Annotated in this window: 18 protein-coding genes; 9 read left to right on the forward strand and 9 right to left on the reverse strand. The window is 65.2% G+C overall.

What is annotated here, in order from left to right; all coding sequences use genetic code 11:
- Positions 1–26 precede the first annotated feature (26 nt).
- Positions 27–1,085 (forward strand): FAD-binding oxidoreductase, encoded by a 1,059-nt coding sequence (locus E8M84_RS14350; protein WP_137111920.1) that lies wholly within the window; start codon positions 27–29, stop codon positions 1,083–1,085.
- Positions 1,086–1,102: 17 nt separating this feature from the next.
- On the opposite strand, the gene E8M84_RS14355 is transcribed toward E8M84_RS14350, so the two are convergent.
- From E8M84_RS14355 to E8M84_RS14370, 4 genes are read right to left on the reverse strand one after another with little or no spacing between them, the layout of a single operon-like run.
- Entirely contained in the window at positions 1,103–1,432 is a 330-nt protein-coding gene (locus E8M84_RS14355; protein WP_137111921.1) for a YrdB family protein, read from the reverse strand.
- A 4-nt stretch (positions 1,433–1,436) separates the two neighbouring features.
- A complete protein-coding gene (gene eno / locus E8M84_RS14360; protein ID WP_137111922.1) occupies positions 1,437–2,714 on the reverse strand; it encodes a phosphopyruvate hydratase in 1,278 nt (425 codons plus the stop codon).
- Between the two features lie 51 nt (positions 2,715–2,765).
- The gene (locus tag E8M84_RS14365; RefSeq protein WP_137111923.1) at positions 2,766–3,668 is read right to left on the reverse strand and encodes a DMT family transporter; all 903 of its coding nucleotides are present in this window, start codon (positions 3,666–3,668) and stop codon (positions 2,766–2,768) included.
- 54 nt (positions 3,669–3,722) lie between these two features.
- A complete protein-coding gene (locus E8M84_RS14370) occupies positions 3,723–4,589 on the reverse strand; it encodes a DUF533 domain-containing protein (protein ID WP_137111924.1) in 867 nt (288 codons plus the stop codon).
- A 93-nt stretch (positions 4,590–4,682) separates the two neighbouring features.
- Here E8M84_RS14370 and E8M84_RS14375 point away from each other — a divergent pair, with 93 nt between their 5' ends.
- Together E8M84_RS14375 and E8M84_RS14380 are read left to right on the forward strand one after the other, a co-directional pair.
- A complete protein-coding gene (locus E8M84_RS14375; RefSeq protein ID WP_137111925.1) occupies positions 4,683–5,570 on the forward strand; it encodes a DMT family transporter in 888 nt (295 codons plus the stop codon).
- A gap of 459 nt (positions 5,571–6,029) precedes the next feature.
- Positions 6,030–9,716, forward strand: a complete 3,687-nt coding sequence (locus E8M84_RS14380; RefSeq protein WP_137111926.1) for a vitamin B12-dependent ribonucleotide reductase — start codon at positions 6,030–6,032, stop codon at positions 9,714–9,716.
- Positions 9,717–10,318: 602 nt separating this feature from the next.
- Here E8M84_RS14380 and E8M84_RS14385 read toward each other — a convergent pair.
- Entirely contained in the window at positions 10,319–11,278 is a 960-nt protein-coding gene (locus E8M84_RS14385; protein WP_137111927.1) for a hypothetical protein, read from the reverse strand.
- 340 nt (positions 11,279–11,618) lie between these two features.
- On the opposite strand from E8M84_RS14385, the gene E8M84_RS14390 reads away from it, so the two are divergent.
- Together E8M84_RS14390 and E8M84_RS14395 are read left to right on the forward strand one after the other, a co-directional pair.
- Complete coding sequence (locus E8M84_RS14390; RefSeq protein WP_137111928.1) at positions 11,619–12,617, forward strand: LLM class flavin-dependent oxidoreductase; 999 nt, start codon at positions 11,619–11,621, stop codon at positions 12,615–12,617.
- 151 nt (positions 12,618–12,768) lie between these two features.
- The gene (locus tag E8M84_RS14395; protein WP_137111929.1) at positions 12,769–13,176 is read left to right on the forward strand and encodes a Fur family transcriptional regulator; all 408 of its coding nucleotides are present in this window, start codon (positions 12,769–12,771) and stop codon (positions 13,174–13,176) included.
- Here E8M84_RS14395 and E8M84_RS14400 read toward each other — a convergent pair.
- A complete protein-coding gene (locus E8M84_RS14400; protein WP_137111930.1) occupies positions 13,173–15,197 on the reverse strand; it encodes an NADH:flavin oxidoreductase in 2,025 nt (674 codons plus the stop codon). The two genes, E8M84_RS14395 and E8M84_RS14400, sit on opposite strands and share 4 nt — an antisense overlap.
- Positions 15,198–15,327: 130 nt before the next feature.
- On the opposite strand from E8M84_RS14400, the gene E8M84_RS14405 reads away from it, so the two are divergent.
- Positions 15,328–15,948, forward strand: coding sequence for a TetR/AcrR family transcriptional regulator (locus E8M84_RS14405; RefSeq protein WP_137111931.1), 621 nt, complete (start codon positions 15,328–15,330; stop codon positions 15,946–15,948).
- A 12-nt stretch (positions 15,949–15,960) separates the two neighbouring features.
- Here E8M84_RS14405 and E8M84_RS14410 read toward each other — a convergent pair whose 3' ends face one another.
- Genes E8M84_RS14410 through E8M84_RS14420 form a run of 3 tightly spaced genes read right to left on the reverse strand, consistent with a single transcriptional unit; the run spans position 15,961 to position 21,117 of the window.
- A complete protein-coding gene (locus E8M84_RS14410) occupies positions 15,961–19,287 on the reverse strand; it encodes an efflux RND transporter permease subunit (protein ID WP_137111932.1) in 3,327 nt (1,108 codons plus the stop codon).
- 11 nt (positions 19,288–19,298) lie between these two features.
- Positions 19,299–20,492, reverse strand: coding sequence for an efflux RND transporter periplasmic adaptor subunit (locus E8M84_RS14415; protein WP_240790398.1), 1,194 nt, complete (start codon positions 20,490–20,492; stop codon positions 19,299–19,301).
- Between the two features lie 4 nt (positions 20,493–20,496).
- Positions 20,497–21,117, reverse strand: coding sequence for a TetR/AcrR family transcriptional regulator (locus tag E8M84_RS14420; protein ID WP_137111933.1), 621 nt, complete (start codon positions 21,115–21,117; stop codon positions 20,497–20,499).
- 156 nt (positions 21,118–21,273) lie between these two features.
- Between E8M84_RS14420 and tgt the strand changes: the two genes are divergently transcribed.
- The 3 genes from tgt (at position 21,274) to lon (ending at position 26,207) form a co-directional block, all read left to right on the forward strand.
- Positions 21,274–22,404, forward strand: coding sequence for a tRNA guanosine(34) transglycosylase Tgt (gene tgt / locus E8M84_RS14425; RefSeq protein ID WP_137111934.1), 1,131 nt, complete (start codon positions 21,274–21,276; stop codon positions 22,402–22,404).
- A 156-nt stretch (positions 22,405–22,560) separates the two neighbouring features.
- Positions 22,561–23,613, forward strand: coding sequence for a Hint domain-containing protein (locus E8M84_RS14430; protein ID WP_137111935.1), 1,053 nt, complete (start codon positions 22,561–22,563; stop codon positions 23,611–23,613).
- A 197-nt stretch (positions 23,614–23,810) separates the two neighbouring features.
- A complete protein-coding gene (gene lon, locus E8M84_RS14435) occupies positions 23,811–26,207 on the forward strand; it encodes an endopeptidase La (protein ID WP_137111936.1) in 2,397 nt (798 codons plus the stop codon).
- Positions 26,208–26,308: the final 101 nt, after the last annotated feature.

Below are 26,308 nucleotides of genomic sequence, written 5' to 3' on the forward strand. Positions count from 1 at the left end.
GTTCTGCCCCGTGCCAGCCTTCGCCAATGTCGCACACCCTCATCATCGGCGCTGGCATCACCGGTGCGGCGCTGGCTTACCAGCTGTCCCGGCCGGGCGAGCCTGTGACCATCCTCTCCACCCATGCCGAAGGCGGTCTCGCCTCGGCGGCCAGCTTCGGCTGGCTCAACGCGTCCTTCTACCTGAGCCACCCGCACTACCACCTGCGCCATGAAGGCCTCGCCGCGCACCGGCGCTTGACCGAAGCCCTGCTGGGCCTGCCAACCACCTGGCAAGGCTGCCTGTGGTACGAGGCGACCGGCGAGGCGCAGGACGAAACCGCCTCCGACCTCGCCGCCCTCGGCTACACGGTCGATCGCCTGACCCGCGCCCAGATTGCGGAGCGCCTCCCCGCCCTCGGCCCCGTCCCGGAAACCGCGCTCTTCTTCCCCGAAGAAGGCGTCGCCGATCCCGCCAGTCTCGCCCGCGCCCTGATCGCGGCCTCTGGCGCCAAGGTCATCCGCGCTACTGTCCAATCCCTGACCGAGGCACAGGGCAGGGTGACCGGCGTCCTCACCGACCTTGGGCCCTTCCCGGCGACCCGCGTGGTCCTCGCAACCGGCACTGGCACATCCGCATTGCTTCAGCCCTTCGGCTACGTTCTGCCCATGCTGAAACGCCCTGGCCTGATGATCGCGACCAACCCCCTGCCGCCGATCTGCCCCGTGGTCCTTGCCACCCCGGATCAGGAGGTCCGCCAGGATGCTTCGGGTCACTTGATCGCCCCGGCCTCTGCCGGCCATCAGGGCGACCATGCCGAGACTCTCGGGGCCTTTCCCGTGGTTGTGAACGCGACCTTGCAGCGGCTGCGGGCCTTGTTTCCCGGTCACGACATCCATTTCGCCCACCAGGCGATGGCCATGCGCCCCGTGCCGGGCGACGGCCTGCCGGTCGTAGGGCAGGGGCCGCTTCAGGGAGTGTGGATTGCCGTCATGCACTCAGGTGCGACGCTGGCGCCCGTGGTGGCCGAATGCCTTGCGGCCGAGATAACCGGCAGCCCGGACAGCCCGATGCTGGCCGAATTTCGGCCTGCCCGCTTTCGCTAGGCCGATCCCGGCAGCGCCTACCGCGAGACGACAAGTCCCAACGCCAACGACAGTGCCGCCGCTGCAGCAAAGCTTGGCCAGGCCCATGCCGGGCCTGCGGTCCAGCCGACAGTTCCCACCGCAAACAGGACCGCTTTCAGGATGGCAAGTCCGGGCATCGGCAGCCGCCGGTCCGAAGCTGGCGCGGCCCAGATCCCCCAGATGACCACGATGACGGCAAGGGCGGCGAAGCCGGCAATCCAGCCCGCCACCCCGCCGCCCACCAGCACATAGGCCCCCTTGCCGACCCCGATCAGCAGCGCAATCTCGACAAGGATTGCCAGGGCGCCGTCGATCAGGGGCAACATAGGATCAGCCCTTCAGGATCGAGCGACCGGCGTACTCCGCCGTCTCGCCCAGCATTTCCTCGATCCGGATCAGCTGGTTGTACTTGGCCAGACGGTCCGACCGCGACAAGGAACCGGTCTTGATCTGCCCGCAGTTCGTGGCAACCGCGAGGTCCGCAATCGTGCTGTCCTCGGTCTCGCCCGACCGGTGGCTCATGACGTTGGTATACCGCGCGCGGTGGGCCATATCGACGGCCTGCAAAGTCTCGGTCAGGGTGCCGATCTGGTTGACCTTCACCAGCATGGAGTTGGCGCAACCGGCCTTGATCCCTTCGGCCAGACGGCGCGGGTTGGTCACGAACAGGTCGTCGCCCACCAACTGGATTTTCGACCCCAGCTTGTCGGTCAGCAGTTTCCAGCCCGCCCAGTCATCCTCGGAACAGCCGTCTTCGATGCTGATGATCGGGTAATCCGCTGCAAGGCCCGCTAGGAACTCGACATTCTCCTCGATGGACAGCGATTTCCCTTCGCCTTTCATCTCGTACTTGCCGCCCTTGAAGTATTCCGTCGCGGCGCAATCCAGAGCCAGGTAGATATCCTCACCCGGCTTGTAGCCTGCCTTTTCGATGGATTTCAGAATGAAATCAAGCGCGTCTCGGGCAGAGCTAAGATTCGGTGCGAAGCCGCCCTCGTCGCCGATCCCAGTGTTGTGGCCCGCATTCTGAAGTTCTTTCTTCAGCGTGTGGAACACCTCGGACCCCATCCGAACCGCCTCGCGGATGTCGGAGGCGCCTACCGGCATGATCATGAATTCCTGGATATCGATCGGGTTGTCAGCATGTTCGCCGCCGTTGATGATGTTCATCATCGGCACCGGCAGGATGCGGGCCGAGGTCCCGCCGACATAACGATAAAGCGGCTGCGCCGTGAACTCGGCTGCGGCCTTCGCCACCGCCAGCGACACGCCCAGAATGGCATTCGCCCCAAGCCGCGACTTGTTCGGCGTGCCGTCCATCTCGATCATCGTGCGGTCGATGCCGACCTGCTCGGTCGCGTCGAACCCGACGACCTCTTCGGCGATCTCGCCGTTCACCGCCGCGACCGCCTCCAGGACGCCCTTGCCCTTGTAGCGGTTCTTGTCGCCATCGCGCCGCTCGTTCGCCTCATGCGCGCCCGTGGACGCGCCCGACGGCACCGCCGCCCGGCCCATGGACCCGTCTTCCAGCGTGACGTCCACCTCGACCGTCGGGTTGCCCCGACTGTCCAGAATCTCGCGGGCGTGAATGTCGATGATCGTGCTCATGGGTGGTTCCTCAAGGCCGAAGGATGCTCTCGACCTCGCCTTTACCCCGGCTCACGCCATGAGGGAAGCACGTTTCCGCGCGCGTTCCCGGGCAAAGGCGTAAAGCCCCGACCCGACCACCAAGGCCGCCCCCACGAGGGTCGACGTCTCGGGACGTTCGCCCAGGAAGACCATCGCGATCCCCATCGCGAAGACCAGCCGGGTATAGCGGAACGGGGCCACGACCGACACTTCGCCCAGCCGCATCGCCGCGACCACCGCGTAATAGCCGAAGAGGCCCGAAACCAGCGCGCCGCCAAGCCCCGCCCATTGCCCGGGGGTGGGCCAGACAAAGCTCTGCCCCATCCCGGCCATCAGAGCCGCACCTGCAGGCACCAGCCCCAGATAGGCCCAGGTCGCCACCTGAAACGTCCCGATCCGCGCGGGCATCACCCGCGTCGCCAGGTCCCGCGCCGCCAGCACCACGACGCAGGCGACCGTCAGAAGGCCCGTCGGATCGAAGGCCGCATCCCAGGGCTTCAGGATCACCAGCACCCCCGCGAACCCGACCAGGATCGACGCCCACCGCCGCCAGCCGACCTTTTCCCCCAGGAACAGCGCCGCCCCTGCGACCACCACCAGGGGCGAGGCCTGCAGCAGGGCCGAGGTCATCGTCAGCGGTGCCAGCGCCAGCGCCACGATATACAGCATCGCCGCCGCCGCCTCGGCCAGCGTCCGGACCAGCGCCATCCCGCGCAAAGCCTCCATCGACAGGACCGGCTGCCGCTGCCCCGACGCCAGCGCCCAGAACACGCAGGCCCCCGCCGCCCCGGTCAGCGCCAGCACCTGACCTGGCGGCAAAGCCTCGGCCGACCGCTTCAGAAACAGGTCCTCGACGGCGAAGAACGCCATCGAGCCGACCATCAGCAGGGCGGCACGGGTATTGTCGGCCGCATCGGTCGGACGGGGGGGCATCGCGTTCTCCGGCTAAGGCACCCTGCCTACACCGGCCTTCCGGCGAAGAAAACCTCAGCGATAAAGCCGTGGTGCCCCCGCCCGGTCGTGGATCGCGTTCACCTGATCCGGCGACAGGTCCAGCTCTCCGGCCAGCTTGTGCAGGTATTCCGCCTCGGCCTTCTGGTCGAGGTTGATCGCCATCAGCGACACCAGATAGACCTGCGGCTCCAGCCCCGCAGGCACCGCGCGCGCCAGGCCCTTCACGTTCACCGGGCGCTGCAGCTCGGCCTGCACGGCCTGCACCTCGCGCTGCGTGGCCTCACCCATCGCCTGCATCAGCCGGGCTTTCTCGTCCTCGTCCAGCTCACCGTCGCACTTCACCGCCTGGATCACCGCCCGCAGCATCAGCGCCGCCGACAGCTCTTCTTCCCGCTCCGGCTCCGGCAGCACCACAGGCCCGCCGCGGCCCCCAGGCTTGTCGGCCAGCACCTGGTCCAACAGATCGCCCACTCCGCCCGAGGCCTTGCCCGTCGTCCTGCGCGTGCCGGCCGCAAGCCCACCCAGCTCAGGCTCTGCCCCGCGCCCCTTCAACTGCTCCAGCAGATCGTCCAACCCGCCTTTCGGCGCCGAGGCCCGGGGGTTCGACCGTTTCTGCCCGGACATCTGGGTCAAAAGATCGCCAAGGCCACCACCACTGCCGCCGGTCCGCGCGCTGCCAGCCTTGGGGCGGGAGCCACTGCCCAGCACATCCTTCAAGAGATCCTCCAGCCCCCCGGATTGACCCGACGCTTTCGGGTCGAACGGCGTTCCGCGACCCGCTTTGCGCTCGGGGGCAGGGGCAGGCTCGGGTGTCGACGCGCCGCCTTGGGTCATCGCCGAAATACCCTTCACCACCGCCACGCCGATGGCGACCTTCAACAGTGTCTTGCCCAGGCTCATGTCGCTCTCCCTCACCCTTGACCAACCTGCGACATGCTTGCTTGCCCCGGGCCACGGGTCAATGCAAAAGGGGCCGCCGGGGCAGGGGGAAACATGCGCAAAGATCGACTCGATGCCTTCGGCCTGACGGCGCTCCTCGCAGTCCAGGTGCTGCTTGCCGTCAACCAGATCATCATCAAGCTGGTGAACGAAGGCCTGCAGCCGGTGTTCTTCGCGGGCCTGCGCTCGCTTCTGGCCATCGGCTTCGTCTGGGCCTGGCTGGTGTGGCGCGGCCGTCCCCCCAGGCTCCGCCGGGAATCGCTCGGCGCGGGCCTCCTGATCGGGGCGCTTTTCGCCGCCGAGTTCCTGTTCCTGTTCGTAGCGCTTGACCTCACCTCGGTCGGCCGCTCGGCCCTCATCATGTATTCGATGCCGGTCTGGTTCGCGCTTCTGGCGCATTTCGGCCTGGGTGAGCGGATCACCCGCACCAAGGCCATTGGTCTTGCCCTGGCCTTTGCAGGTTGCGCCGCCGCCATCCTGTCGCGCCCTGACACCGGCGAGGCAAGCCTTGCGGGCGACCTTTGCGCGCTGGGTGCCGCCTGGGGCTGGGCGCTTACCGCCTATATCGCCCGCCGCCCCGTCATGCGCGCCGAAGGGCCCGAGATGCAGCTGTTCTGGATGGTCCTCGTCTCGGCCCCGATCCTTCTGGTCGCATCCCTGTTCTTCGGCCCGCTGATCCGCGACCTGGACCCCCTACATATAGTAGGTCTGGTCTTTCAGTCCTCGGTCGTGGTCGCAGGCGGGTTCATCGCCTGGCTCTGGCTTCTGTCGGTCTATCCCTCGTCGACCGTTGCCTCGTTTTCCTTTCTGACCCCCGTATTCGCCGTGGGTCTCGGCGTCCTCTTTTTCGACGAAACTGTCACAGGTTCGATTCTCCTCGCGGTCGTTCTCGTCGCCGCCGGAATCGTCCTCATCAACCGCCCGGCGCGGCCTCCGGCCTGATCCTGCCGGGACGGAATCAACCTGCTGTCGCTCAGGGGTGATGCAACCAACGGCTGCAAGCATGCCAAGGACTTGGGAAATCCGGCGCTCTTCACATTTTACTCGAAGCCTGTCCCCAGACCTGTCCACATCCAGGGCTCACAAGCGGTCGCGGCCGGGTGATGTGACCTGCATATCGTCAAGCCGGAAAATTCGCTTCAAGGCGTAATTTTTTCGTTGATAGGGCCGGAAGATTACGACACTTTGACAAAGCGGCGGGGACAACCACTAAATCTAGTGCCGCAGCGGACAGGCAGAACGACCCACACAAAGGGCATCCAAATCGGATGCGGCCCTCTTGACGGCGCTCAACCGTCAGGACCGGACAGCTGTTGCCTGACCGCTGCGTTACAGGACCGGGATGCCCCGCAATTTGACATAACCAATGGCCGTTTGGGCCACAAAAAGGAGATCAGGGGCATGAAGATCGAGCGGAAGTTTACCACCGAAGCCACCGGCGCCTATGGGGCGATGGATTTCACCACCACCGTGTCCGAAATCCGCAACCCGGACGGCAAGATCGTCTTCCGGAACGACGCTGTCGAGGTCCCCGAGGGCTGGAGCCAGGTCGCTTCCGACGTGCTCGCCCAGAAGTATTTCCGCAAGGCGGGCGTTCCGGCTGTCCTCAAGAAGGTCAAGGAAAAGGGCGTGCCCGAGTTCCTGTGGCGCTCGGTCCCCGATGAGGATGCACTTGCCCAGCTTCCCGAAGATCAACGTATAGTGGGTGAGACCAGCGCGAAGCAGGTCTTCGACCGCCTTGCCGGGGCCTGGGCGTACTGGGGCTGGAAGGGTGGTTATTTCACCACCGAAGCCGACGCCCGCGCCTATTATGACGAGATGCGCTTCATGCTGGCCCGCCAGATGGCAGCCCCGAACAGCCCGCAGTGGTTTAACACCGGCCTGCATTGGGCCTACGGCATCGACGGCCCGTCGCAGGGCCATTTCTACGTCGACCACCAGACCGGCAAGCTGACCAAGTCGGCTTCCGCCTACGAACACCCGCAGCCCCACGCCTGCTTCATCCAGTCCGTCAAGGACGACCTCGTCGGCGACGGCGGCATCATGGACCTCTGGGTCCGCGAAGCCCGCCTCTTCAAATACGGCTCGGGCACTGGCACCAATTTTTCCTCGCTGCGCGGGGAAGGGGAAAAGCTCTCAGGCGGCGGCAAGTCCTCGGGCCTGATGGGCTTCCTCAAGATCGGTGACCGCGCCGCTGGCGCCATCAAGTCCGGCGGCACCACCCGCCGTGCGGCCAAGATGGTCATCATCGACATGGACCACCCGGACGTCGAAGACTTCATCAACTGGAAGGTCATCGAGGAACAGAAGGTCGCGTCCCTCGTCGCCGGATCCAAGATGCATGAGGCCCGCCTGAACGACATCTTCGCTGCGATCAAATCCTTCGATGGCAGCATGGATGGCGCGACCGACCCGGCCGCGAACCCGGCCCTGAAAGCCGCGATCAAGGCCGCCAAAAAGGCGATGATCCCCGACACCTACACCAACCGCATCCTGCAATACGCGCGGCAGGGCTTCACTTCGATCGAATTCCCGACCTACGACACCGACTGGGACTCCGAGGCCTACATCTCCGTCTCCGGCCAGAACTCCAACAACTCGGTCCGCGTGACCGACGCCTTCCTCAAGGCCGTCCGCGACGACAAACCCTGGGAGCTGATCCGCCGCACCGACGGCAAGGTCGCCAAGACCGTCTCGGCGCGCGAGCTTTGGGACCAGATCGGCCACGCCGCCTGGGCCTGCGCCGATCCCGGCATCCAGTTCCACGACACCGTCAACGCTTGGCACACCTGCCCCGAAGACGGCCCGATCCGCGGCTCGAACCCCTGCTCGGAGTACATGTTCCTCGACGACACCGCCTGCAACCTGGCGTCGATGAACCTGCTGACCTTCCACAAGAACGGCAAGTTCGACGCCGAGGCCTACATCCACGCCACCCGGCTCTGGACTGTCACCCTCGAAATCAGCGTGATGATGGCGCAGTTCCCCTCGAAGGAAATCGCCCAGCTCAGCTACGACTTCCGCACCCTCGGCCTCGGCTACGCCAACATCGGCGGCCTCCTGATGAACATGGGCCTCGGCTACGACTCCGACGAAGGCCGCGCCCTGTGCGGGGCACTCACCGCGATCATGACAGGTGTTTCATATGCAACATCTGCCGAGATGGCCAAGGAACTCGGCCCCTTCTCCGGCTACGCCCGCAACCGTGAGCATATGCTCCGCGTCATCCGCAACCACCGCGCCGCCGCGCACGGGACGGCCTATGAAGGCCTGAACGTCCCCGCCGTCGCCCTTGACCAGGTGAACTGCCCCGACCAAACCCTTGTCCAGCTTGCCAAATCCGCCTGGGACGAAGCCCTGCGCCTGGGCGAGGCCTTCGGCTACCGCAATGCCCAGACGACCGTGATCGCCCCCACCGGCACCATCGGCCTCGTCATGGACTGCGACACCACCGGGATCGAGCCCGACTTCGCCCTCGTCAAGTTCAAGAAACTCGCCGGCGGCGGCTACTTCAAGATCATCAACCAGTCGGTCCCCGCGGCCCTCGAAACCCTCGGCTACTCGACCTCCCAGGCCGCCGAGATCGTCGCCTACGCCGTCGGCCACGGCTCCCTCGGCCAGGCCCCCGCGATCAACCACACCGCCCTCATCGGCCACGGCTTCGGGGCGCGCGAGATCGAGAAGATCGAGACCGCCCTCCCGTCCGCCTTCGACATCCGCTTCGTCTTCAACCAGTGGACCCTGGGCGAGGACTTCTGCAAAGGCACCCTCGGCATCCCCGCCGAGCGCCTTGCCGACCCGACCTTCGACCTCCTGCGTCACCTCGGCTTCACCAAGGCCCAGATCGACGCCGCCAACGACCATGTCTGCGGCACCATGACCCTCGAAGGCGCGCCGTTCCTCAAGCCCGAACACTACAAGGTCTTCGACTGCGCCAACCCCTGCGGCAAGACCGGCAAGCGGTTCCTGTCCGTGGAGTCCCACATCACCATGATGGCCGCCGCCCAAAGCTTCATCTCGGGCGCGATCTCCAAGACCATCAACATGCCGAACAACGCCACCATCGCCGAAACGCTGGCGGCCTATGAGCTCAGCCACTCCCTCGGCATCAAGGCCAATGCGCTTTACCGCGACGGCTCCAAGCTCTCCCAACCCCTCGCTTCCGCCCTCATCGAGGACGATGAGGAAGCCGAAGAGACGCTGACCAACGGCTCCCTGATGGAGAAAGCCCAGGTCATCGCCGAGAAGATCGTCGAAAAGGTGATCGTCAAGGAAATCGTCCGCAGCCACCGCGAGAAACTCCCCGAACGTCGCAAGGGCTATACCCAGAAGGCCATCGTCGGCGGCCACAAGGTCTATCTCCGCACCGGCGAATACCAGGACGGCTCGCTGGGCGAGATCTTCATCGACATGCACAAGGAAGGGGCTGGCTTCCGGGCGATGATGAACAACTTCGCCATCGCGGTCTCGGTCGGCCTGCAATACGGCGTGCCGCTGGAAGAATTCGTCGAGGCCTTCACCTTCACCCGCTTTGAACCGGCCGGCATGGTCCAGGGCAACGACTCGGTGAAGAACGCGACCTCGATCCTCGACTACATCTTCCGCGAGCTGGCGATCTCCTACCTCGACCGCACCGACCTCGCCCACGTCGCCCCCAAGGGCGCGAGCTTCGACGACCTCGGTCGCGGTGACGAGGAAGGCAAGCGCAACATCGCCGAGCCCTCCGACACCGCCGCCTCCAAGTCGCTGGAGGTCCTGAAACAGGTCGCCTCGACCGGCTACATGCGCAAACGCCTGCCGCACGAATTCACCGTGCTGCAAGGCGGGCAGGGGGTCACGGCGTTCGGAGGCCTCGCCACCGGCACCGACATGGCCGCCCCGATGACCGCGGTCCTTTCCGAAACCCGGGTCTCGGGCTTCTCGGAATCGACCTCGACCTTTGCCCTCGGCGCCACCGACGCCCGGACCAAGGCAAAGCTGCAAGGCTACACCGGCGACAGCTGCGGCGAGTGCGGCAACTACACGCTGGTCCGCAACGGCACCTGCCTGAAGTGCAACTCGTGCGGCGCGACGACGGGGTGCAGCTGATTTGAGATTGGGTTGGGGTGTTCCGCGCCAACGGAACACCCCAGCTTTCCGGCGTGTATATGGCACAACGTCGGAGAAGCTTTCTCGCCCCTCGCGGGACGATGGTCCTTAGGATCACGCTTCAAGGAAAGCGGCAATACCGTGCCTGAAACTGTCCCCTACTAATCCACTCCTGTGGATATGGGGATAACTTGAAAGGCGGGTGATTTCAGTGAGTTCCAGGAAAAATGGTGAAGTGACCAGCAAGCGCGCAGCATCTGCGGCTTCCAAGGTGTTGCGCGATCCTAAGTCGAGTCCGGCGGCAAAGACTGCTGCTGCCTCCGCTCTGACCCAGCGCCCGAACAGGAAGCGTCGCTAGACCCTTTTTGCTGCCAACCGAGCGGGCGGGGGCTGCTCCCCGCCCGTTTCGTTTTGAAGCGGCCAAAGCCCTTTCACCTGTCCCCAAATATCCCACGGGTGCAGCCTTGGTTGCGCCATTGGTTCAAGCACCCAAGGCTGCGCCGGGGGTGGAACCCCCGGTCCGCCCGTCCCAGCAGGCGTCCCGCCGAAAGCAAGAACACCGGACCAACGCACCCTGCGCTGCCCCCCACCTTCCGCCAAGCTTACTCCGTCTGGCCGAACGGGACGCCAACCTCGATCATGCGGCTCTCGTCCTTCAGGTCCGTATCGGACGCTATCATCACCGGCTGGGGCGCGTCGGGGATCCACGAGATGTTGCCATCCTTCAGAATCTCGATCCGGTTCTGATGATAGATGCCGACGCTGGGCAGGATGCTGATACCATCAAGACCGGCCGGAATGTTGAACGTCAGCGTGACCTCGCCTGCTTTCTTCTCCGGCTTGTAATCCTGAACCGACGCGAAGATGCCGCGGCTCTGGCCGCTCGGAGTCAGGATCTGTCCCCAGACGGCATAGGCATAGCCTTCGACCATGTTCTCGTAGCCCACGACCACCTCGATCTTGCCGCCCTGTGCGTCGATCCGGTTATCGCCGTCGGCCGCGTCCTTGACGGAAATGACGCTTACGCGCTGGATCGAGTGGACCGGGATCGCTCGATCGGAATCAAGGGCATCGCCGGTCGCGTCGACAAGAACGGCGTCAGACCCGGCCTCGCGCACCACGTTGCGAGTGACGTAGTCGATATTGACGTCGCCCTCGTTTCGGGGGACGGGCAGCGTCACGGACAGATCGGCGTTCGCAGTTTCGGCGGTGAACGGCGTGTCGACCGTCTCGATCTCTGCTTCGGAAGCGGCGTCGATCAGGACGGTGGTCAGGATGTAGTCCTTGCCCTGGTCCAGCCCGCTGATCGACAGGTCGTCGCGGGCCTCGCCGCCGAGACGGGTGAAGAAACGATTGTCGTCTTCCGCATCGACCAGCTTGCCCGAGATCGTGACCTCCGCAAGGGCACCGGACGCCATCGCAAGCGTCATCGCGGCTGACGCAAGCAGCGTCTTGGTGGAAAAGCCACGTCCGGCCTGCCTCGTGCCGGTTGCCGTGCCGACGGTTTCCATTGCGGCTCCGAAGGCGTACCTGGCCTGAAATTGCCGACTGTGCTTGTCCATCCCGGTTCTCCTTTGCTTTGCAAGGATCAACGAAGGTCGGCAGGAGGGGTTCCGGCTGGTGCGGCGCACCAGCGCGAAACCGCGCATCGGACCGTGGACACCAAGTGTCTCGACCATGCCGGGACCGGACCGCAGGCTGGGTTCAAACCGGAACGCGAACGAAGCCTTTTCATTTGCAGCGGGCCGCTGTCCGCCCGGTGCAACGGCATTGTCCACCGCGCAGGGTCAGCAGCAGCGCACCGTCTGAAGACGCGTTGTCGCGCGCCCCAGGCGACCGAACGCGCATCCCCCTTGGCCCCATCCCGCTGAATGATTACCTCTCAGGATCACGGAGGCTTAAATGCAGCACTATTCCTACCTCGATCTGGCCCCGATCCCCGAAGGCCAGACTGCCGCCCAGGCGCTGAGATCCACCGTTGACCTGGCGCAAGCCGCCGAAAAAGCCGGCTTTCACCGCTACTGGCTGGCCGAGCATCACAACATGCCCGGCATCGCCTCCGCCGCGACCCCAGTCGTGGTCGGCCATGTCGCGGGCCACACGAAAACCATGCGCATCGGGGCAGGGGGCATCATGCTGCCGAACCACTCCCCCCTCGTCGTGGCCGAACAGTTCGGCACGCTGGCCACCCTCTACCCGAACCGGATCGACCTCGGCCTCGGCCGCGCCCCCGGCACCGACATGCAGACCGCCCGCGCCCTTCGCCGCCACATGGCGCAGGAAGACACCTTCCCGCAGGACGTGCAGGAACTCATCGCCTACCTCGGCGACACCCCCGGCCCCGTCCAGGCCATCCCCGGCACCGGCACGCATGTCCCCATCTGGATCCTCGGCTCCAGCCTCTTCGGCGCGCAACTGGCGGCCTACCTCGGCCTCCCCTACGCCTTCGCCTCCCACTTCGCCCCCACCCACCTGGAGGAGGCGCTCGACATCTACCGTCGCACTTTCCGCCCCTCCGACCGGCTGGCAAAGCCCCACGTCATGATCGCCATCGGCGTCTCCGCCGCCGCGACCGACGAGGAAGCGACCTACCTGCGCTCCTCCCAACTCCTCGCCTTCGCGCGCCTGCGCACCGGACGCCCCGGCCAACTCCCGCACCCGACCCGCGACCTCAGCGACATCCCCGAGCCGATCCTCGCCCAGGCCCGCTACGCCCTCTCCTGCTCTGCCGTCGGCTCCCCCGCGACGGTGCGCCAGCAACTCACCGAACTCATCGCCCGCCACCAGCCCGACGAGGTGATGATCACCGGAATGATGCACGACCACGCCGCCCGCGTCCGCTCCCTCCAGATTGCTGCCGAAGTGCTGGCCGACCTCACCACCCCCGTCGCAGCCGCCTGAAACACCCCGAAAACGGTCGTGCCACAAGTCTTAACACCACCCTAACAGAAAATCGCAACCCCTTGAAATCAAAGACAACGCAGAGTTTGTCCACCGTGGACACATGCGAGAGATTTGACCCCGCCCCCCGGTCCCGCTAGCATCGCACCCCATGAAACCGACCCCGAAACAGGCCCTCCGAGACACCGGAGTCCGCGTGACCCGCCAGCGGGAAACCCTCCTGAGGGTCCTGACCGAAGCGCAGGACCACCCCGACGCCGCCGAGTTGCACCGCCGGGCGAGGACCCTCGACGACAGCCTGTCGCTCGCCACCGTCTACCGCACCCTCTCGGTCCTGGAACGGGAAGGCGTGGTCCTGAGGCTCGCCCTCGAAAACGGCGGTGCGCGATACGAGGTGGCGGATGCCCCCCACCACGACCACATCGTCGACCTCGACACCGGCACGATCATCGAATTCCAGTCCGAGAAGATCGAACAGCTGCAACGCGAAATCGCCGCCGAGCTTGGCTACGACATCGTCCACCACCGGATGGAACTGTACTGCCGGAAGCGGACCTAAACCGTCCTCACCAGCCGCAGCGCATCATAGATCGCCGCGTGGGTGTTCCTCGCCTCCACCGCATCGCCGATCCGGAACAGCTGGAACCCCGCGACCTCCGGCTGCGGCTTCCCGTCGATCAGGGCATCGTAGTCCACCGCCCCCTTGTTCCCCGACGCCGGTTTCAGCTCGAAATAGAGGTCCGCCAACGGCTGCGTCCCGGCGTTCACAACCACCTGGTCGTAGACCGCCGTCCGGTCGAGCTTCATGTAATCCGACCCGATCACCGCCTCCAGCTGGTTTCCCGCCCGCCGCACGGCGTTGAGCTTGTAGGTCACCGTGAAGGTCACCGCCTTGTCCTGCAGCGCCCGCATGTAGGGCACGAGGTTCATCCCCATCACTTCCGGAGAAAACGTCCGGTCCCGCGTCATCACCTCGACCCGTCCCCCGGCCTCGGCGATCATCTGCGCCGCCTGCAGGGCCGCATGGTCCCCCGCCTCGTCGTAGATCAGCACGTTGGTCCCGGGCTTCGCATCCCCTGACAGGATGTCCCAGGAGGAGATCACCAGGTCGTTCCCCTCGGCCAGAAGACCTGTCGTCGGCATCCCCCCCGTCGCGATCACCACCACGTCCGGAGACTCCCCCAGCACGTCCGAAACTTCGGCCCAGCTGTTGAACCGGAACTCCACCCCCAGCCGGGTGCACTGCGCCAGCCGCCAGTCGATGATCCCGATCATCTCGGCCCGCCGCTTGGACTGCGCGGTCAGCCGGACCTGCCCGCCGGGCTTGTCGGCCACCTCGAAGACCACCACCGAGTGCCCCCGCTCCGCCGCCACACGCGCAGCCTCCAGCCCCGCAGGACCGGCACCGACCACGACGACCTTCTTCCCAACCGAAGCCTTCTCGATCTGATGCGGCTGCGTCGCCTCTCGCCCGGTGGAGGGGTTGTGGATGCACAGCGCCATCCCCCCCTGGTAGATGCGGTCCAGGCAATAGGTCGCGCCGACACAGGGACGGATGTCATCCTCCCGCCCTTCGACGATCTTCCGGACGATATGCGGGTCCGCCATATGCGCCCGCGTCATCCCCACCATATCCACCTGACCCGTCGCAACCGCATGCCGGGCGGTCGCCACGTCGGGGATGCGCGCGGCGTGGAGCGTCGGCATCCCGACCTCGGCCTTGATCCGACCCGCGAAGTCGAGGTGCGGGGCGGACCGCATTCCCTGGACCGGGATCAGGTCGGTCATCGCCGGGTCGGTGTGGATCCGGCTGCGGTTGATGTTCAGGTAGTCGACCAGCCCCGAATCCCGGAAGATCTTGCCGATCGCCACGCCTTCCTCGATGTCGATCCCGCCCGGCTCCATCTCGTCGACGCCATAGCGCATCCCGATGATAAGCTTCGGCCCGACCTTCTTGCGGATCGCCGACAGGATTTCCATCGTCAGCCGCGCACGGTTATCCAGACTGCCGCCGTAGGGCGCGTCCAGCGTGTTCGTCAGGGGCGACATGAACTGGTCAAGCAAGTGCCCGTGGCACATGATCTCGATCCCGTCGAGCCCCGCCGCCTGCATCCGCTCCGCCGCATCGACGTAGTCGCGGATGATCCGGGCAATGTCCCAGTCCTCGGCCGGTTTCGGCGTCGCGCGGTGGGCGGGTTCGCGTTCGCTGGTCGAGGAGACCACCGGCAGCCAATCCCCCTTGTCCCAGCGGGTCCGGCGTCCAAGATGCGACAGCTGGATCATCACCGCCGCCCCCGCCTCGTGGCAGTCGTCGGCCAGTCGCTTCATCCACGGCACGATCTCGTCCTTCCAGACGAGGAGGTTCGAGAACACCGGCGGGCTGTCGCGGCTGGTGCTGGCGGACCCCGCCGTCATCACCATCGACACCCCGGCCTTGGCGCGTTCCAGATGGTACAGGCGGTAGCGGTCCTTCGGCATGCCGTCGTCGCCATAAGCCGGTTCGTGACTGGTGGTCATGATCCGGTTGCGCAGCGTCAGGTGCTTCAGCTGGTAGGGCTGGAGAAGGGGATCGTTCGACATCGGTGCGGCCTGCATTTCGTGGATGGGTCGATGCTAGATCGCGCCTCACCAGCGCGCAAGAAAAAACTCGACACATATGTCGAGTTCTTGCAGGCTTGTGCTGGATCGCCTGGCAAGCCTAGGGTGACGCATGACGATGGAACGACCTGAACGCGGCTGGCGGGGAACGCCGGACATCTGGCTGGATGCGGCCTATGACTTTCTGGTCGAGGGCGGCGTGGACGCGGTCAAGGTAATGCCGCTGGCCGAACGGCTGGGCCTGTCGCGCACCTCGTTCTACTGGCATTACGCTGACCGTGAGGCATTGCTTGCCGGTCTGGTCGACAGGTGGCGCTCCCGGAACACCGTCAATCTGGTCGCCCGCTGCGAAAGCCCCGCGGCCACGATTTCCGAGGCGCTTCTGAACCTGTTCGACTGCTGGTACGACAGTCAGCTGTTCGACAGCCGCCTGGAATTCGCCATGCGTACCTGGTCGCTGACCGACCCGGCAGTTGCTGCCGCGATGGCAGAGGCCGATGCCATCCGGGTCGCGGCGATCACCGGCCTGTTCCGGCGCTTCGGCTATGGCACGACCGAGGCTGACACGCGCGCCCGAACGCTGTACCTGACGCAGGTCGGCTATATCGCCCTCAGGTCGGATGAAGACCTGCAGGTCAGGATGGACCGGGTGCAGCCCTATGTGCTGACCTTCTGCGGCGTCGCCCCAAGCGAGGCCGAAGTGGCGGCCTTCCGCAGGCGGCACGGGGCCTGAGCACCGCGCAATCTATTCGGCTGCGTGCGACTTCGGCCCGCGCCTGACCAAGGCTTCCTCCAGCACCGAAATCCGGTTCTGCAGCACCGCCACGTCCACCTGATTGCGCGCCAGACCATCCGCCACGATCAACGGGTCGGGGGCCTCGCGTTCGACTTCCTTCTTGCCGATGAACCGGCCGAGAACCCATGAGAAGAAGCGGGAAAGGTCATCCATCGCCAGGTACATCGACGGCACGACGACCAGGCTCAAGACGGTCGAGACGATGATCCCGCCCATCACGGCAATGGCCATGGGCGCACGGAACGCCCCGCCTTCGCCGACGCCAAGCGCCGAGGGCAGCATCCCCGCCGACATGGCGATCGAGGTCATCACGATCGGCTGGGCGCGCTTGTGCCCGGCTTCGATCACCGCGTCGATCCGCTTCATCCCGCGGGCCCGCATCTCGATGGCGAAGTCGATCAAGAGGATGGCGTTCTTCGCGACGATCCCCATCAGCATCAGGATGCCGATCAGCACCGGCATCGACAGCGGGTTCTGCGTCAAGATCAGTGCCGCGGCGACCCCGCCGACCGACAGAAGCAGCGAGAAGATGATGGTGACTGGCTGCAGGACCGAATGGAACAGCAGGATCAGCACGAACATCATCAAGAGGACGCCCAGCACCATCGCGTTGACAAAGCTGGTCAGAAGCTCGGCCTGGGTTTCCGCATCGCCCGAAGGCGCGACCGAGACCGTGGCGGGCAGCGCCAGCGTGGGCAGGATTTCGGTGAACCGCGCCGTGGCCTGGTCAAGGACGAACCCGGGGGCGATGTCGGCACCGACGGTCGCGACCCGCAACCTGTTCTGGCGCTTGACCACCGACGGACCCTCGGCGACCTCGATGGTTGCGACAGCCGACAGGGGCACGGGACCGGATGCGGTTGTGACCTTCAGCGCCGAGATGCGGGACAGGTTGTCGCGCGAGATTTCGTCCAACTGCACCCGGATCGGCACCAGACGGTTGTCGATCGACAGCTTGCCAAGCGCGGCAGAGACGTCGCCGATGGTGGCAACCCGCACGACCGAGGCGATCTGCTGCGAAGTGACGCCCAGACGCGCCGCTTCTTCTGCCTTGGGCGTGATCTGGATCTCCGGGCGTGGAAGTGCTGCCTCCGTCGACGTGTTCACGAACATCGGTTCCTGACGGAGTGCCTCCTCGATCTTCTGGATGGCAAGGTTCAGGTCGTCTTCGTCGTCGGACAGGATGTCATAGCTGAAGGGACGAGCGCCGCCGCCCATGGTCGCCGCCTTGAAGGCGCGGACGTCCGGGATCGCTTTCAGCGCCTCGAAGACCTCGGCCTCGATCTCGATCTGCGGGCGCAGGCGGCCTTCCGACGGGATCTCGGGGATCAGACCGCCCACCACGGGCAGGGCGCTGCCAAGGTCGATCAGCTTGCGCCCCAGACCGTTGTCCAGCCGGTCGAGGATGATGGTGAAGGTCGCACGGCGGACGTCGCGGTCACCCAGCGGGGTGGACCCGCCGATCACGAGGACGGATTTCACCCCGTCGATGTCCTTGACCACGTCGCGCATCGCGTCGGTTGTCGCAGCGGTGTCGCCGATGGTAGAGCCGGGGGGAAGTTCTACCGACACGACGATCCGGCTTTCGTCTTCTGGCGGGAACAGGCTGCCCGGGACCTGCAGCATGGCGATGACCGAGAAGATCACCACGATCACGGCGACCACGACGGTAAGGTAATAGGTCGGCAGCGCAAGCCAGGGCCAGCGCTTCGACCGGCGCACCTTGGTCGTGCTGCGCACCATCCGCAGGTAGCCGCGCATGAAGGCGCCGTCCTTGTGACCCTCGGCATGGCCGACCGCGTCTTTCGACCGCATCAGATAGGCGGCCATCATCGGGGTTATCAGGCGCGCAACCAGAAGCGAGAACAGGACGGCAATCGCGACGGTCAGGCCGAATTGTCGGAAGTACTGGCCGGGGATGCCGGGCATGAAGGACACCGGCACGAATACCGCGACGATGGTGAAGGTCGTGGCGATGACGGCCAGACCGATCTCGTCCGCCGCCTCGATCGCGGCACGATAGGGGGTCTTCCCCATGCGGATGTGGCGGGCGATGTTCTCGATCTCGACGATGGCGTCGTCGACCAGGATGCCGGTGGCCAGCGTCAGGGCCAGGAAGCTGACAAGGTTCAGCGAAAAGCCCAGCATGTCCATCAGCCAGAAGGTCGGCACCGCGGACAAGGGCAGCGCAATGGCCGAGATCAGCGTCGCGCGCCAGTTCCGCAGGAACGCGAGCACCACAAGGACAGCCAGCAAGGCGCCTTCCAGCAGCGTGTGGATTGCACTTTCGTAGTTGCCGTAGGTGTAGAACACGGAATCGTCGACCATCGTGATCGCGACGTTCGGGTTCTGCTTGCGCAGGTCCTCGACCACCGAATTCGTCACTTCGGCCACGCTGACCTCGGACGCGCCCTTCGACCGGAAGACCAGGAAGCTGACCGAGGCTTCGCCGTCGATGCGAGCAAAGCTTTTCAGCTCCTCATAGCTGTCGATGACCTGGCCCAGGTCGCTCAGCTTGACAAAGCGGCCCGAGGGCAGCGCGATGGTGGTGTTGGCAAGGCTCTCGACGGTGCCCTGGTCGCCCAGCGTCCGGATCACCTGCTCGCCATCGCCCAGTTGCAGCTTGCCCGCGCCCAGGTTGGCATTGGTTGCGGCGATCTGCGCGCTGACCGCCTGCGCCGTCACCCCATAGCTGTCCAGCCGCACGGGGTCGAGCTCGACCCGGATTTCCCGATCCGCCCCGCCGATGCGGGTGACGCGGCCGATGCCCGGCTTGCCTTGCAGCGAGCGGGTGACGGTGTTGTCGACGAACCAGGAGATTTCCTCCATCGTCATGTCCGGCGCGGTGACCGCGAAGGTCATGATCGCCTGTCCCTCGACGTCGATCCGGGTGACGATGGGGGATTCGATCCCGCCCGGCAGGTCGCTGCGGATCTGGTCCACGGCGTCCTTCACATCCTGAACTGCCTTGTCGGTCGGAATTTCCATCCGGAACTCGACGACCGTGGTCGACACCCCGTCCGTCACGGTCGAGGTCACGCGCTTGGCCCCGGTCAGGCCCGCGACGGCGTCCTCGATCTCCTTGGTAACCTGGCTTTCCATCTCGGCCGGGGCGGCACCCGATTGCGCCACGCTGACCGCGACCAGGGGCACGTCGATGTTCGGGAACCGCGTGATGGGCAGGGTGTTGAAGCTTTGCCAGCCGAGCACCATCAGCAGGAAGAACGCCAGCAGGGGGGCTACGGGATTGCGGATCGACCAGGCCGAGAAATTCATCGCCGCACCCCTCAGTTCGTGCCTTTGGCGGCAGGCACCGGATTGATCCGGTCACCCGCGCGGACAAAGGCGCCAGCCTTAAACACCACCTGGTCGCCTGCGGAAAGCCCGCTGGTGATCTCGACCATTCCGCCGTCCCGGATGCCGGTCGTGACCTGCACCCGCTCGACCACTCCATCCTTGACGCGCATCACGGCGCTGCCCTCGGAGGTCGAGCCAATGGCGCTGACCGGCACGGCCAGGGTGTCACGCTCGGCCGCCAGGATTTCGGCTTCGACGAACATGCCCGTCCGCAACTCGCCCGACTGATCCACTTGGATCCGGGCCCGCCCCAGGCGGGTCACCGGGTCGATCGTGGGTTCTACCAGCCGGACCGTGCCCTGCAGGGCATCTGCCATCCCGATGGCCCGAAGCCTGGCCTTCTGCCCCGGCGCAAGGCGCAACAGGTCGGCCTCGGACACGTCGGCGCGCAGTTCCAGCGCCGCATCGCGGGTGATCACGAACATCGGCTGGCCCGCGGCCGTGGCAATCGCCCCGATCTTCGCGTTGCGCGCCACGATCTTGCCCGCAACCGGGGCCTTCACCTCGGTCCGCGACAAGCTCAGTTCGACATTCTCCAGCCGCGCTTCGGCCAGGGCAAGCTGGGCCCGGGCCGATTCAAGCCCCTGCCGCGCCACCGTCACCCGGGCATTGGCCGAGACGGAATTGGCGTTCGCGGTATCCAGCTGTGCCTGCGCCGTGGTGCCCTGTTCGCGCAGCTTTGCGGTACGGCTGGCGACCCGCGCGGCTTCGGCGGCAGAGGACTCTGCCTCGACCAGCTGCGCTTCGGCCTGCGCGATGGCCGACTTGGCGGAGGCAAGGGACGCAACGGCCTCGGTCTTCTGCAGATCCAGCGTCGTGCGCGACAGGACGGCCAGGACCTGACCCTCGGTCACCATGTCGCCCACGTCGACCAGCAGACTGTCCAGCGGCTGACCCTCGATCAGTGGCGCAACCTGCACCTCTTCCACCGCCGCAATCAGGCCCGAGGCGATGATCCGGTCGGACAGCGGCATCAAGGCCACTTCGGTGACCGAGATCGCGGGCAAGGCAGGTGCCACCTCGGCCGGGGCCGCGGCTTCTGCGGCTGCGGCTTCTTCGGCCTGGACTGATACGGTCATGCCGCCAAGGGCGACGACGGCTGCAAGGATAAGGGTCGGGCGCATGGGGTCAGCCTTCTGCACGGTCGCTGGACACATCAAGGAGAATTCGGTCGATCACGGCCACCACCTGCGCCGCAAGCGCAGGGCTGGCCGGACCGCATTGGGCAGTGCGGGTCGCCATGGCCTTCACCAGCATCACCAGCATCTGGCACTGACCCTCGTAACGCTGTCGCGCGTCTTCGATGTTACGATGCGTAACATGGGCGAAGATTGCCGACAACATGGAAACAATCGTCTCTTCCATCTGCCGGGCCGCTTCGCCGATTTCGGGCTTGCGGATCGCGGCGGCGGTGATTTCGGCCCAAAGCTGGCCGTCTTTCATCGACTCTTCGGAAAAGTGGTTCAGGATCCGGTCGCGCAGGCAGGCCATCGGCTTGTCCGAGGTCTGGATCTCGGCGAACTCGCCCTGGATTTCCGACAGGTCATAGCCGCACATCGCCTCGACGATCGCGGCCTTCGACGGAAAGTAACGGTAGAAGTTGCCGACGCTCATCCCGGCCGCGCGGGCAAGGTCCTGCATCGACGCGCCGTCGAATCCCTTTTCGGCAAAGGCCTGCCGGATCGAAGCCAGGATCTCGTGGCTGCGCTCCTCGGCGGCGTGCGGGGCAGGGTGGGGCAAGGGTGTCATGGGTTTCGGCCGTGGGAATGAACGTTCATTCACTGCAGATATAGAGAATGACGCAGAGGTCAAGCAGGATTACGGGGCAAGCGGCGGATTGGATGGCAGCGGCTTCACTTTTTCCCGGATTTGGCCCAAGGAAGCGGCAACGAAAGGGTGCAATGCATGGCAACCGGCTTCAGTTTCAAGCTCTCGGCGACGGATGGCGCGGCGCGGACCGGGGTGATCTCGACCCCGAGGGGAGAGATTCGCACCCCCGCCTTCATGCCGGTTGGCACCGCCGCCACAGTCAAGGCGATGCTTCCGGAAAGCGTGGCGGCAACGGGGGCCGACATCCTTCTGGGCAATACCTACCACCTGATGCTGCGCCCGACAGCCGAGCGGATCTCGGCACTTGGCGGCCTGCACCGGTTTATGAACTGGTCGAAGCCGATCCTTACCGATTCCGGCGGGTTCCAGGTCATGTCGCTGGGACCTTTGCGCAAACTGACCGAGGAAGGGGTGCGCTTTTCCTCGCACCTTGACGGGTCCAAGCACATGCTGACCCCCGAACGCAGCATGGAGATCCAGCGCCTTCTGGGCAGCGACATCGTGATGTGCTTCGACGAATGCCCCGCGCTGCCAGCGGACGAGGCGACGGTCGCCAAGTCTATGCGGCTGTCGATGCGCTGGGCGCAGCGCTCACGCGATGCCTTCGGCGACCGGCCAGGCCATGCGCTGTTCGGGATCATGCAGGGCGGCGTCACGCGCGACCTGCGCGAGGAATCGGCTGAGGCGCTGAAGCGTATCGGCTTCGACGGCTATGCGGTCGGCGGCCTTGCGGTGGGCGAGGGACAGGAGGCGATGTTCTCGGTCCTCGACTACGCGCCGGGGTTCCTGCCGGAAGACAAGCCGCGTTACCTGATGGGCGTGGGCAAGCCCGACGACATCGTCGGCGCGGTCGAACGCGGCATCGACATGATGGACTGCGTATTGCCTTCCCGCTCCGGTCGCACGGGACAGGCCTGGACCGCGCGGGGGCAGGTCAACTTGCGCAACGCCCGCCACAAGGACGACCCGCGTCCCCTGGAGGACGGCTGCCAATGCCCCGCCTGCCGCAGCTATTCCCGCGCCTACCTGCACCATGTGGTGAAATCGGACGAGATCATCGGCTCGATGCTGCTGACCTGGCACAACCTGCACTACTATCAGGTGCTGCTGCAGGGCCTGCGCGACGCGATTGCGGTGGGGGGACTCAAGGGCTTTGTGGCCGGGTTCCATAGGTCGCGAGAGGAAGGCGATATCCCACCTCCGTGACACTGCTCCCCAAGTAGCGGATTGGCTGATTAGTGGCATTACAGACACAATCGGTGGTGGAGTGGCAGAAGGCGTCCCCGGTTAATTTTCGGTTAACGTTGCATTTGCGACCAAAGTCCCAGTGGGCCGACTGGGCGGCCTGCGACTGGGGCAGGCATGGCAACCTTTTCACTCTGGGCGCGTGAAGACTCGATCACGGCGAACAACTCGACGCTGAACCCGATAGGTACCAACCAGGCACCGACGACCGAACTGATCTTCACCGACAACGGCACCGGCGACCTGTCGCTGGAGTTCAACGGCGGATTGCCGGACCCGGATACCCAGGTCATCATCGGCGGCACGGCGTATGACTTTACCGTTGTGCTGACCGGGATCCTGCCCGACAACTCGCAGGTTCCGGCCACGTTGGTCGGTCGAACTGTGGCCGTGATCACAGTTGTGATCGACGGGGAGGTGCATGAGTACTTCTTCGTGCTTGGCGCTCCACCTGCGACATTCGATGAGATGGACGACATCGGCAACGGAGCGATTCCGCTGACCACTGTCGATCCCGATCCACCGCCGTTCTGTTTTGCCAAGGGAACTGAAATCGCGACGCCCTCGGGTGACCGCCTGGTCGAGACATTGCGCAGCGGTGACAGCGTGCTGACCGAGGACGGGCGCAGCGTGACCATCGGCTGGATAGGGACTTCTCGCTACAGCCGCCGTCGGGCGTCCGGAGACATCCGGCTGCGTCCGGTCCATGTGCGTGCGCACGCCTTCGGCCAAGGCCTGCCTCGTCGCGATCTCGTCGTGTCGCGCCAGCACCGCATCGTGATCGAATCATCGGCCTGCGAACTGTTCTTCGGTAGCAACCGCGCCTTTGTTGTTGCCGGACACTTGCCAGAGCTTCTCGCGGCCTCGCCCGAACCAGAGGAAGACGTCATCTACTTCCACATCCTTCTGGAAACGCACGAAATCCTGCTGGCGAACGGTCTTCCTGCAGAAAGCTTTCAGCCCGCGCGACGGATGATCGAGACGCTGTCCGAAGCATCCCGGCAATCGCTGGACGAAGTGCTGGAGGTGTTGGGGACCGACGACATGCTTGCCCGCCCCGATGCCTTGCCCACCCTGAACCGGCGTGAAGCGCGTGTCGTGTTTGCATCCCAGGTCGGAGTCAGGTCGTCAGAACCCGTTGAATTGCGGGCCGCGGTGACTGTCAACTGACGGGGATTGCACATTCCTTCCCGGTCCGGTTCTCGCAATCGGCCTTGTGGACGCCCGCGCGGGGGTTCACACTGTTGGCAAGCGGCAAAGCTTGAAACCCGCCGTTAGGTACCACAAGTTAACACTCCTGAAGACGGAGCGGGCAGGGTTGCCGATGGTCGGGACCCCGTGTCGCTGCCGCGAACGAAGGTAGACATATGAGCACCCAAAGCTATCCGGTCCTGCCCCTGCGCGACATCGTGGTGTTTCCCCACATGATCGTGCCGCTCTTTGTCGGACGTGAAAAATCGGTCCGCGCGCTGGAAGAGGTGATGCAGGATGACAAGCAGATCCTCCTGTCCTCGCAGAAGGACCCGACCGCGGATGACCCGCAGGCCGACGGCATCTTCCGTGTGGGCGTGCTGGCCAATGTTCTGCAGCTTCTGAAACTCCCCGACGGCACGGTGAAGGTGCTGGTCGAGGGCAAGTCGCGCGTGAAGATCACCGGTTTCGTCGAAAACCCGGCCTTCTTCGAGGCCACTGCCGAAACGCTGGTCGAGACCGAAGGTGACGTCACCTCGGTCGAGGCGCTGGTCCGCGCCGTGGGCGAAGAGTTCGAGCGCTACACCAAGGTCAAGAAGAACATCCCCGAAGAGGCGTTGGCCGCCGTTTCCGACACCCGCGAACCCGCGCGGCTGGCGGACCTTGTGGCCGGCCACTTGGGCGTGGACGTGGGCCAGAAGCAGGCGATCCTTGAGACGCTGGATGTGGCCGAGCGGCTGGAGAAGGTCTACGGCCACATGCAGGGCGAACTTTCGGTCCTGCAGGTCGAGAAGAAGATCAAGTCCCGGGTGAAAACCCAGATGGAGAAGACCCAGCGCGAGTACTATCTGAATGAGCAGATGAAGGCCATTCAGAAGGAACTCGGCGACGGCGAGGACGGCCAGAACGAGGTCGCCGAGCTGGAAGAGCGGATCAAGAAGACCCAGCTGTCCAAGGAAGCGCGCGAAAAGGCCGATGCCGAGCTGAAGAAGCTGAAGTCGATGTCGCCGATGTCGGCGGAAGCGACCGTCGTGCGCAACTACCTCGACTGGCTTCTGGGCGTGCCGTGGGGCGTGAAGTCCCGCGTCAAGAAGGACCTGGGCGCCGCGCAGAAGGTGTTGGATACCGATCACTTCGGTCTGGAAAAGGTCAAGGAGCGGATCGTCGAATACCTGGCGGTGCAGGCGCGGTCGACCAAGCTGAAAGGCCCGATCCTCTGCCTCGTCGGCCCTCCGGGCGTCGGCAAAACTTCGCTGGGGCGTAGCGTTGCGAAAGCGACGGGGCGCGAGTTCATCCGCATCAGCCTTGGCGGCGTGCGCGACGAATCCGAAATCCGCGGCCACCGCCGGACCTATATCGGGTCGATGCCCGGCAAGATCATCCAGTCGCTGAAGAAGGCCAAGACCACCAACCCGCTGATCCTTCTGGATGAAATCGACAAGATGGGTCAGGACTTCCGGGGCGACCCGGCCTCGGCTCTCCTGGAGGTGCTGGACCCCGAACAGAACAACACCTTCATCGACCACTATCTTGAGGTCGAATACGACCTGTCGAACGTGATGTTCATCACCACGGCGAACTCCTACAACATGCCGGGCCCCTTGATGGACCGGATGGAGATCATCCCGCTTGCGGGCTATACCGAGGATGAAAAGCGCGAGATCGCCAAGGGTCACCTTCTGCCGAAGCAGATTGCGGCGAACGGTCTGAAGAAGGGCGAATTCAGCGTCAGCGACGACGCGCTGAACCATGTCATCCGCTACTACACCCGCGAGGCGGGCGTGCGGAACCTTGAGCGCGAGATCGCCAAGCTGGCCCGGAAAGCCGTGACCGACATCCTGAAGGGCAAGACCAAGCGCGTCGAGGTCGACCCGGCCAAGGTCGAGGAATACCTTGGCGTCCAGCGCCATCGCTACGGCCTGGCCGAGAAGGAAGACCAGATCGGCGTGGTGACGGGCCTCGCATGGACCAGCGTGGGCGGCGATCTTCTGCAGATCGAAGCCCTGCGCCTGCCGGGCAAGGGCCGGATGAAGACGACCGGGAAACTGGGCGACGTGATGAAGGAATCGATCGACGCGGCGGCCTCTTACGTCCGCTCGATCAGCCCGCAGATCGGTGTCAAGCCGCCGAAGTTCGAATCGATGGACATCCACGTCCACGTCCCGGATGGCGCGACGCCGAAGGACGGGCCGTCGGCGGGTCTGGCGATGGTCACGGCCATCGTCTCGGTCCTGACCGGGATCCCGGTCCGCAAGGACATCGCGATGACCGGCGAAGTGACGCTGCGCGGCAACGCCAGCGCCATCGGGGGCTTGAAGGAAAAGCTGCTCGCAGCACTACGGGGCGGGATCAAGACCGTCTTCATCCCCGAGGAGAACGCCAAGGACCTGGCGGAAATCCCGGAAAACGTGAAGACCGGTCTGACGATCATCCCCGTTACGCATGTGCGTGAGGTCCTGGCCCAGGCGCTGGTCCGCCAGCCCGAGCCGGTGGAATGGGACGAAGCGGCCGAAGAGGCGGCGGCTGCCGCCAAGGCAAGCGCGGCCGTGCCGCCAAGCCAGACCGCGCACTGATCCTAAAGCCAGCCCAGACCAAGGCGCGTCCGCAAGGGCGCGCCTTTTCGCATGTCCGTTCGGGAATCGGCTGGCCCCGGGCCAGAAGCCGCACTATCGTC

Source organism: Rhodobacter sp. SY28-1 (assembly GCF_005222785.1).
Classification (GTDB): Bacteria; Pseudomonadota; Alphaproteobacteria; order Rhodobacterales; family Rhodobacteraceae; genus Tabrizicola.

What these genes read in the sequence shown, in the direction of transcription:
- E8M84_RS14350 (WP_137111920.1), top strand. Translation starts at nt 27, where the DNA reads ATGTCGCACACCCTCATCATCGGCGCTGGCATCACCGGTGCGGCGCTG.
- E8M84_RS14355 (WP_137111921.1), bottom strand. Translation starts at nt 1,432, where the DNA reads ATGTTGCCCCTGATCGACGGCGCCCTGGCAATCCTTGTCGAGATTGCG.
- eno (WP_137111922.1), bottom strand. Translation starts at nt 2,714, where the DNA reads ATGAGCACGATCATCGACATTCACGCCCGCGAGATTCTGGACAGTCGG.
- E8M84_RS14365 (WP_137111923.1), bottom strand. Translation starts at nt 3,668, where the DNA reads ATGCCCCCCCGTCCGACCGATGCGGCCGACAATACCCGTGCCGCCCTG.
- E8M84_RS14370 (WP_137111924.1), bottom strand. Translation starts at nt 4,589, where the DNA reads ATGAGCCTGGGCAAGACACTGTTGAAGGTCGCCATCGGCGTGGCGGTG.
- E8M84_RS14375 (WP_137111925.1), top strand. Translation starts at nt 4,683, where the DNA reads ATGCGCAAAGATCGACTCGATGCCTTCGGCCTGACGGCGCTCCTCGCA.
- E8M84_RS14380 (WP_137111926.1), top strand. Translation starts at nt 6,030, where the DNA reads ATGAAGATCGAGCGGAAGTTTACCACCGAAGCCACCGGCGCCTATGGG.
- E8M84_RS14385 (WP_137111927.1), bottom strand. Translation starts at nt 11,278, where the DNA reads ATGGACAAGCACAGTCGGCAATTTCAGGCCAGGTACGCCTTCGGAGCC.
- E8M84_RS14390 (WP_137111928.1), top strand. Translation starts at nt 11,619, where the DNA reads ATGCAGCACTATTCCTACCTCGATCTGGCCCCGATCCCCGAAGGCCAG.
- E8M84_RS14395 (WP_137111929.1), top strand. Translation starts at nt 12,769, where the DNA reads ATGAAACCGACCCCGAAACAGGCCCTCCGAGACACCGGAGTCCGCGTG.
- E8M84_RS14400 (WP_137111930.1), bottom strand. Translation starts at nt 15,197, where the DNA reads ATGTCGAACGATCCCCTTCTCCAGCCCTACCAGCTGAAGCACCTGACG.
- E8M84_RS14405 (WP_137111931.1), top strand. Translation starts at nt 15,328, where the DNA reads ATGACGATGGAACGACCTGAACGCGGCTGGCGGGGAACGCCGGACATC.
- E8M84_RS14410 (WP_137111932.1), bottom strand. Translation starts at nt 19,287, where the DNA reads ATGAATTTCTCGGCCTGGTCGATCCGCAATCCCGTAGCCCCCCTGCTG.
- E8M84_RS14415 (WP_240790398.1), bottom strand. Translation starts at nt 20,492, where the DNA reads ATGCGCCCGACCCTTATCCTTGCAGCCGTCGTCGCCCTTGGCGGCATG.
- E8M84_RS14420 (WP_137111933.1), bottom strand. Translation starts at nt 21,117, where the DNA reads ATGACACCCTTGCCCCACCCTGCCCCGCACGCCGCCGAGGAGCGCAGC.
- tgt (WP_137111934.1), top strand. Translation starts at nt 21,274, where the DNA reads ATGGCAACCGGCTTCAGTTTCAAGCTCTCGGCGACGGATGGCGCGGCG.
- E8M84_RS14430 (WP_137111935.1), top strand. Translation starts at nt 22,561, where the DNA reads ATGGCAACCTTTTCACTCTGGGCGCGTGAAGACTCGATCACGGCGAAC.
- lon (WP_137111936.1), top strand. Translation starts at nt 23,811, where the DNA reads ATGAGCACCCAAAGCTATCCGGTCCTGCCCCTGCGCGACATCGTGGTG.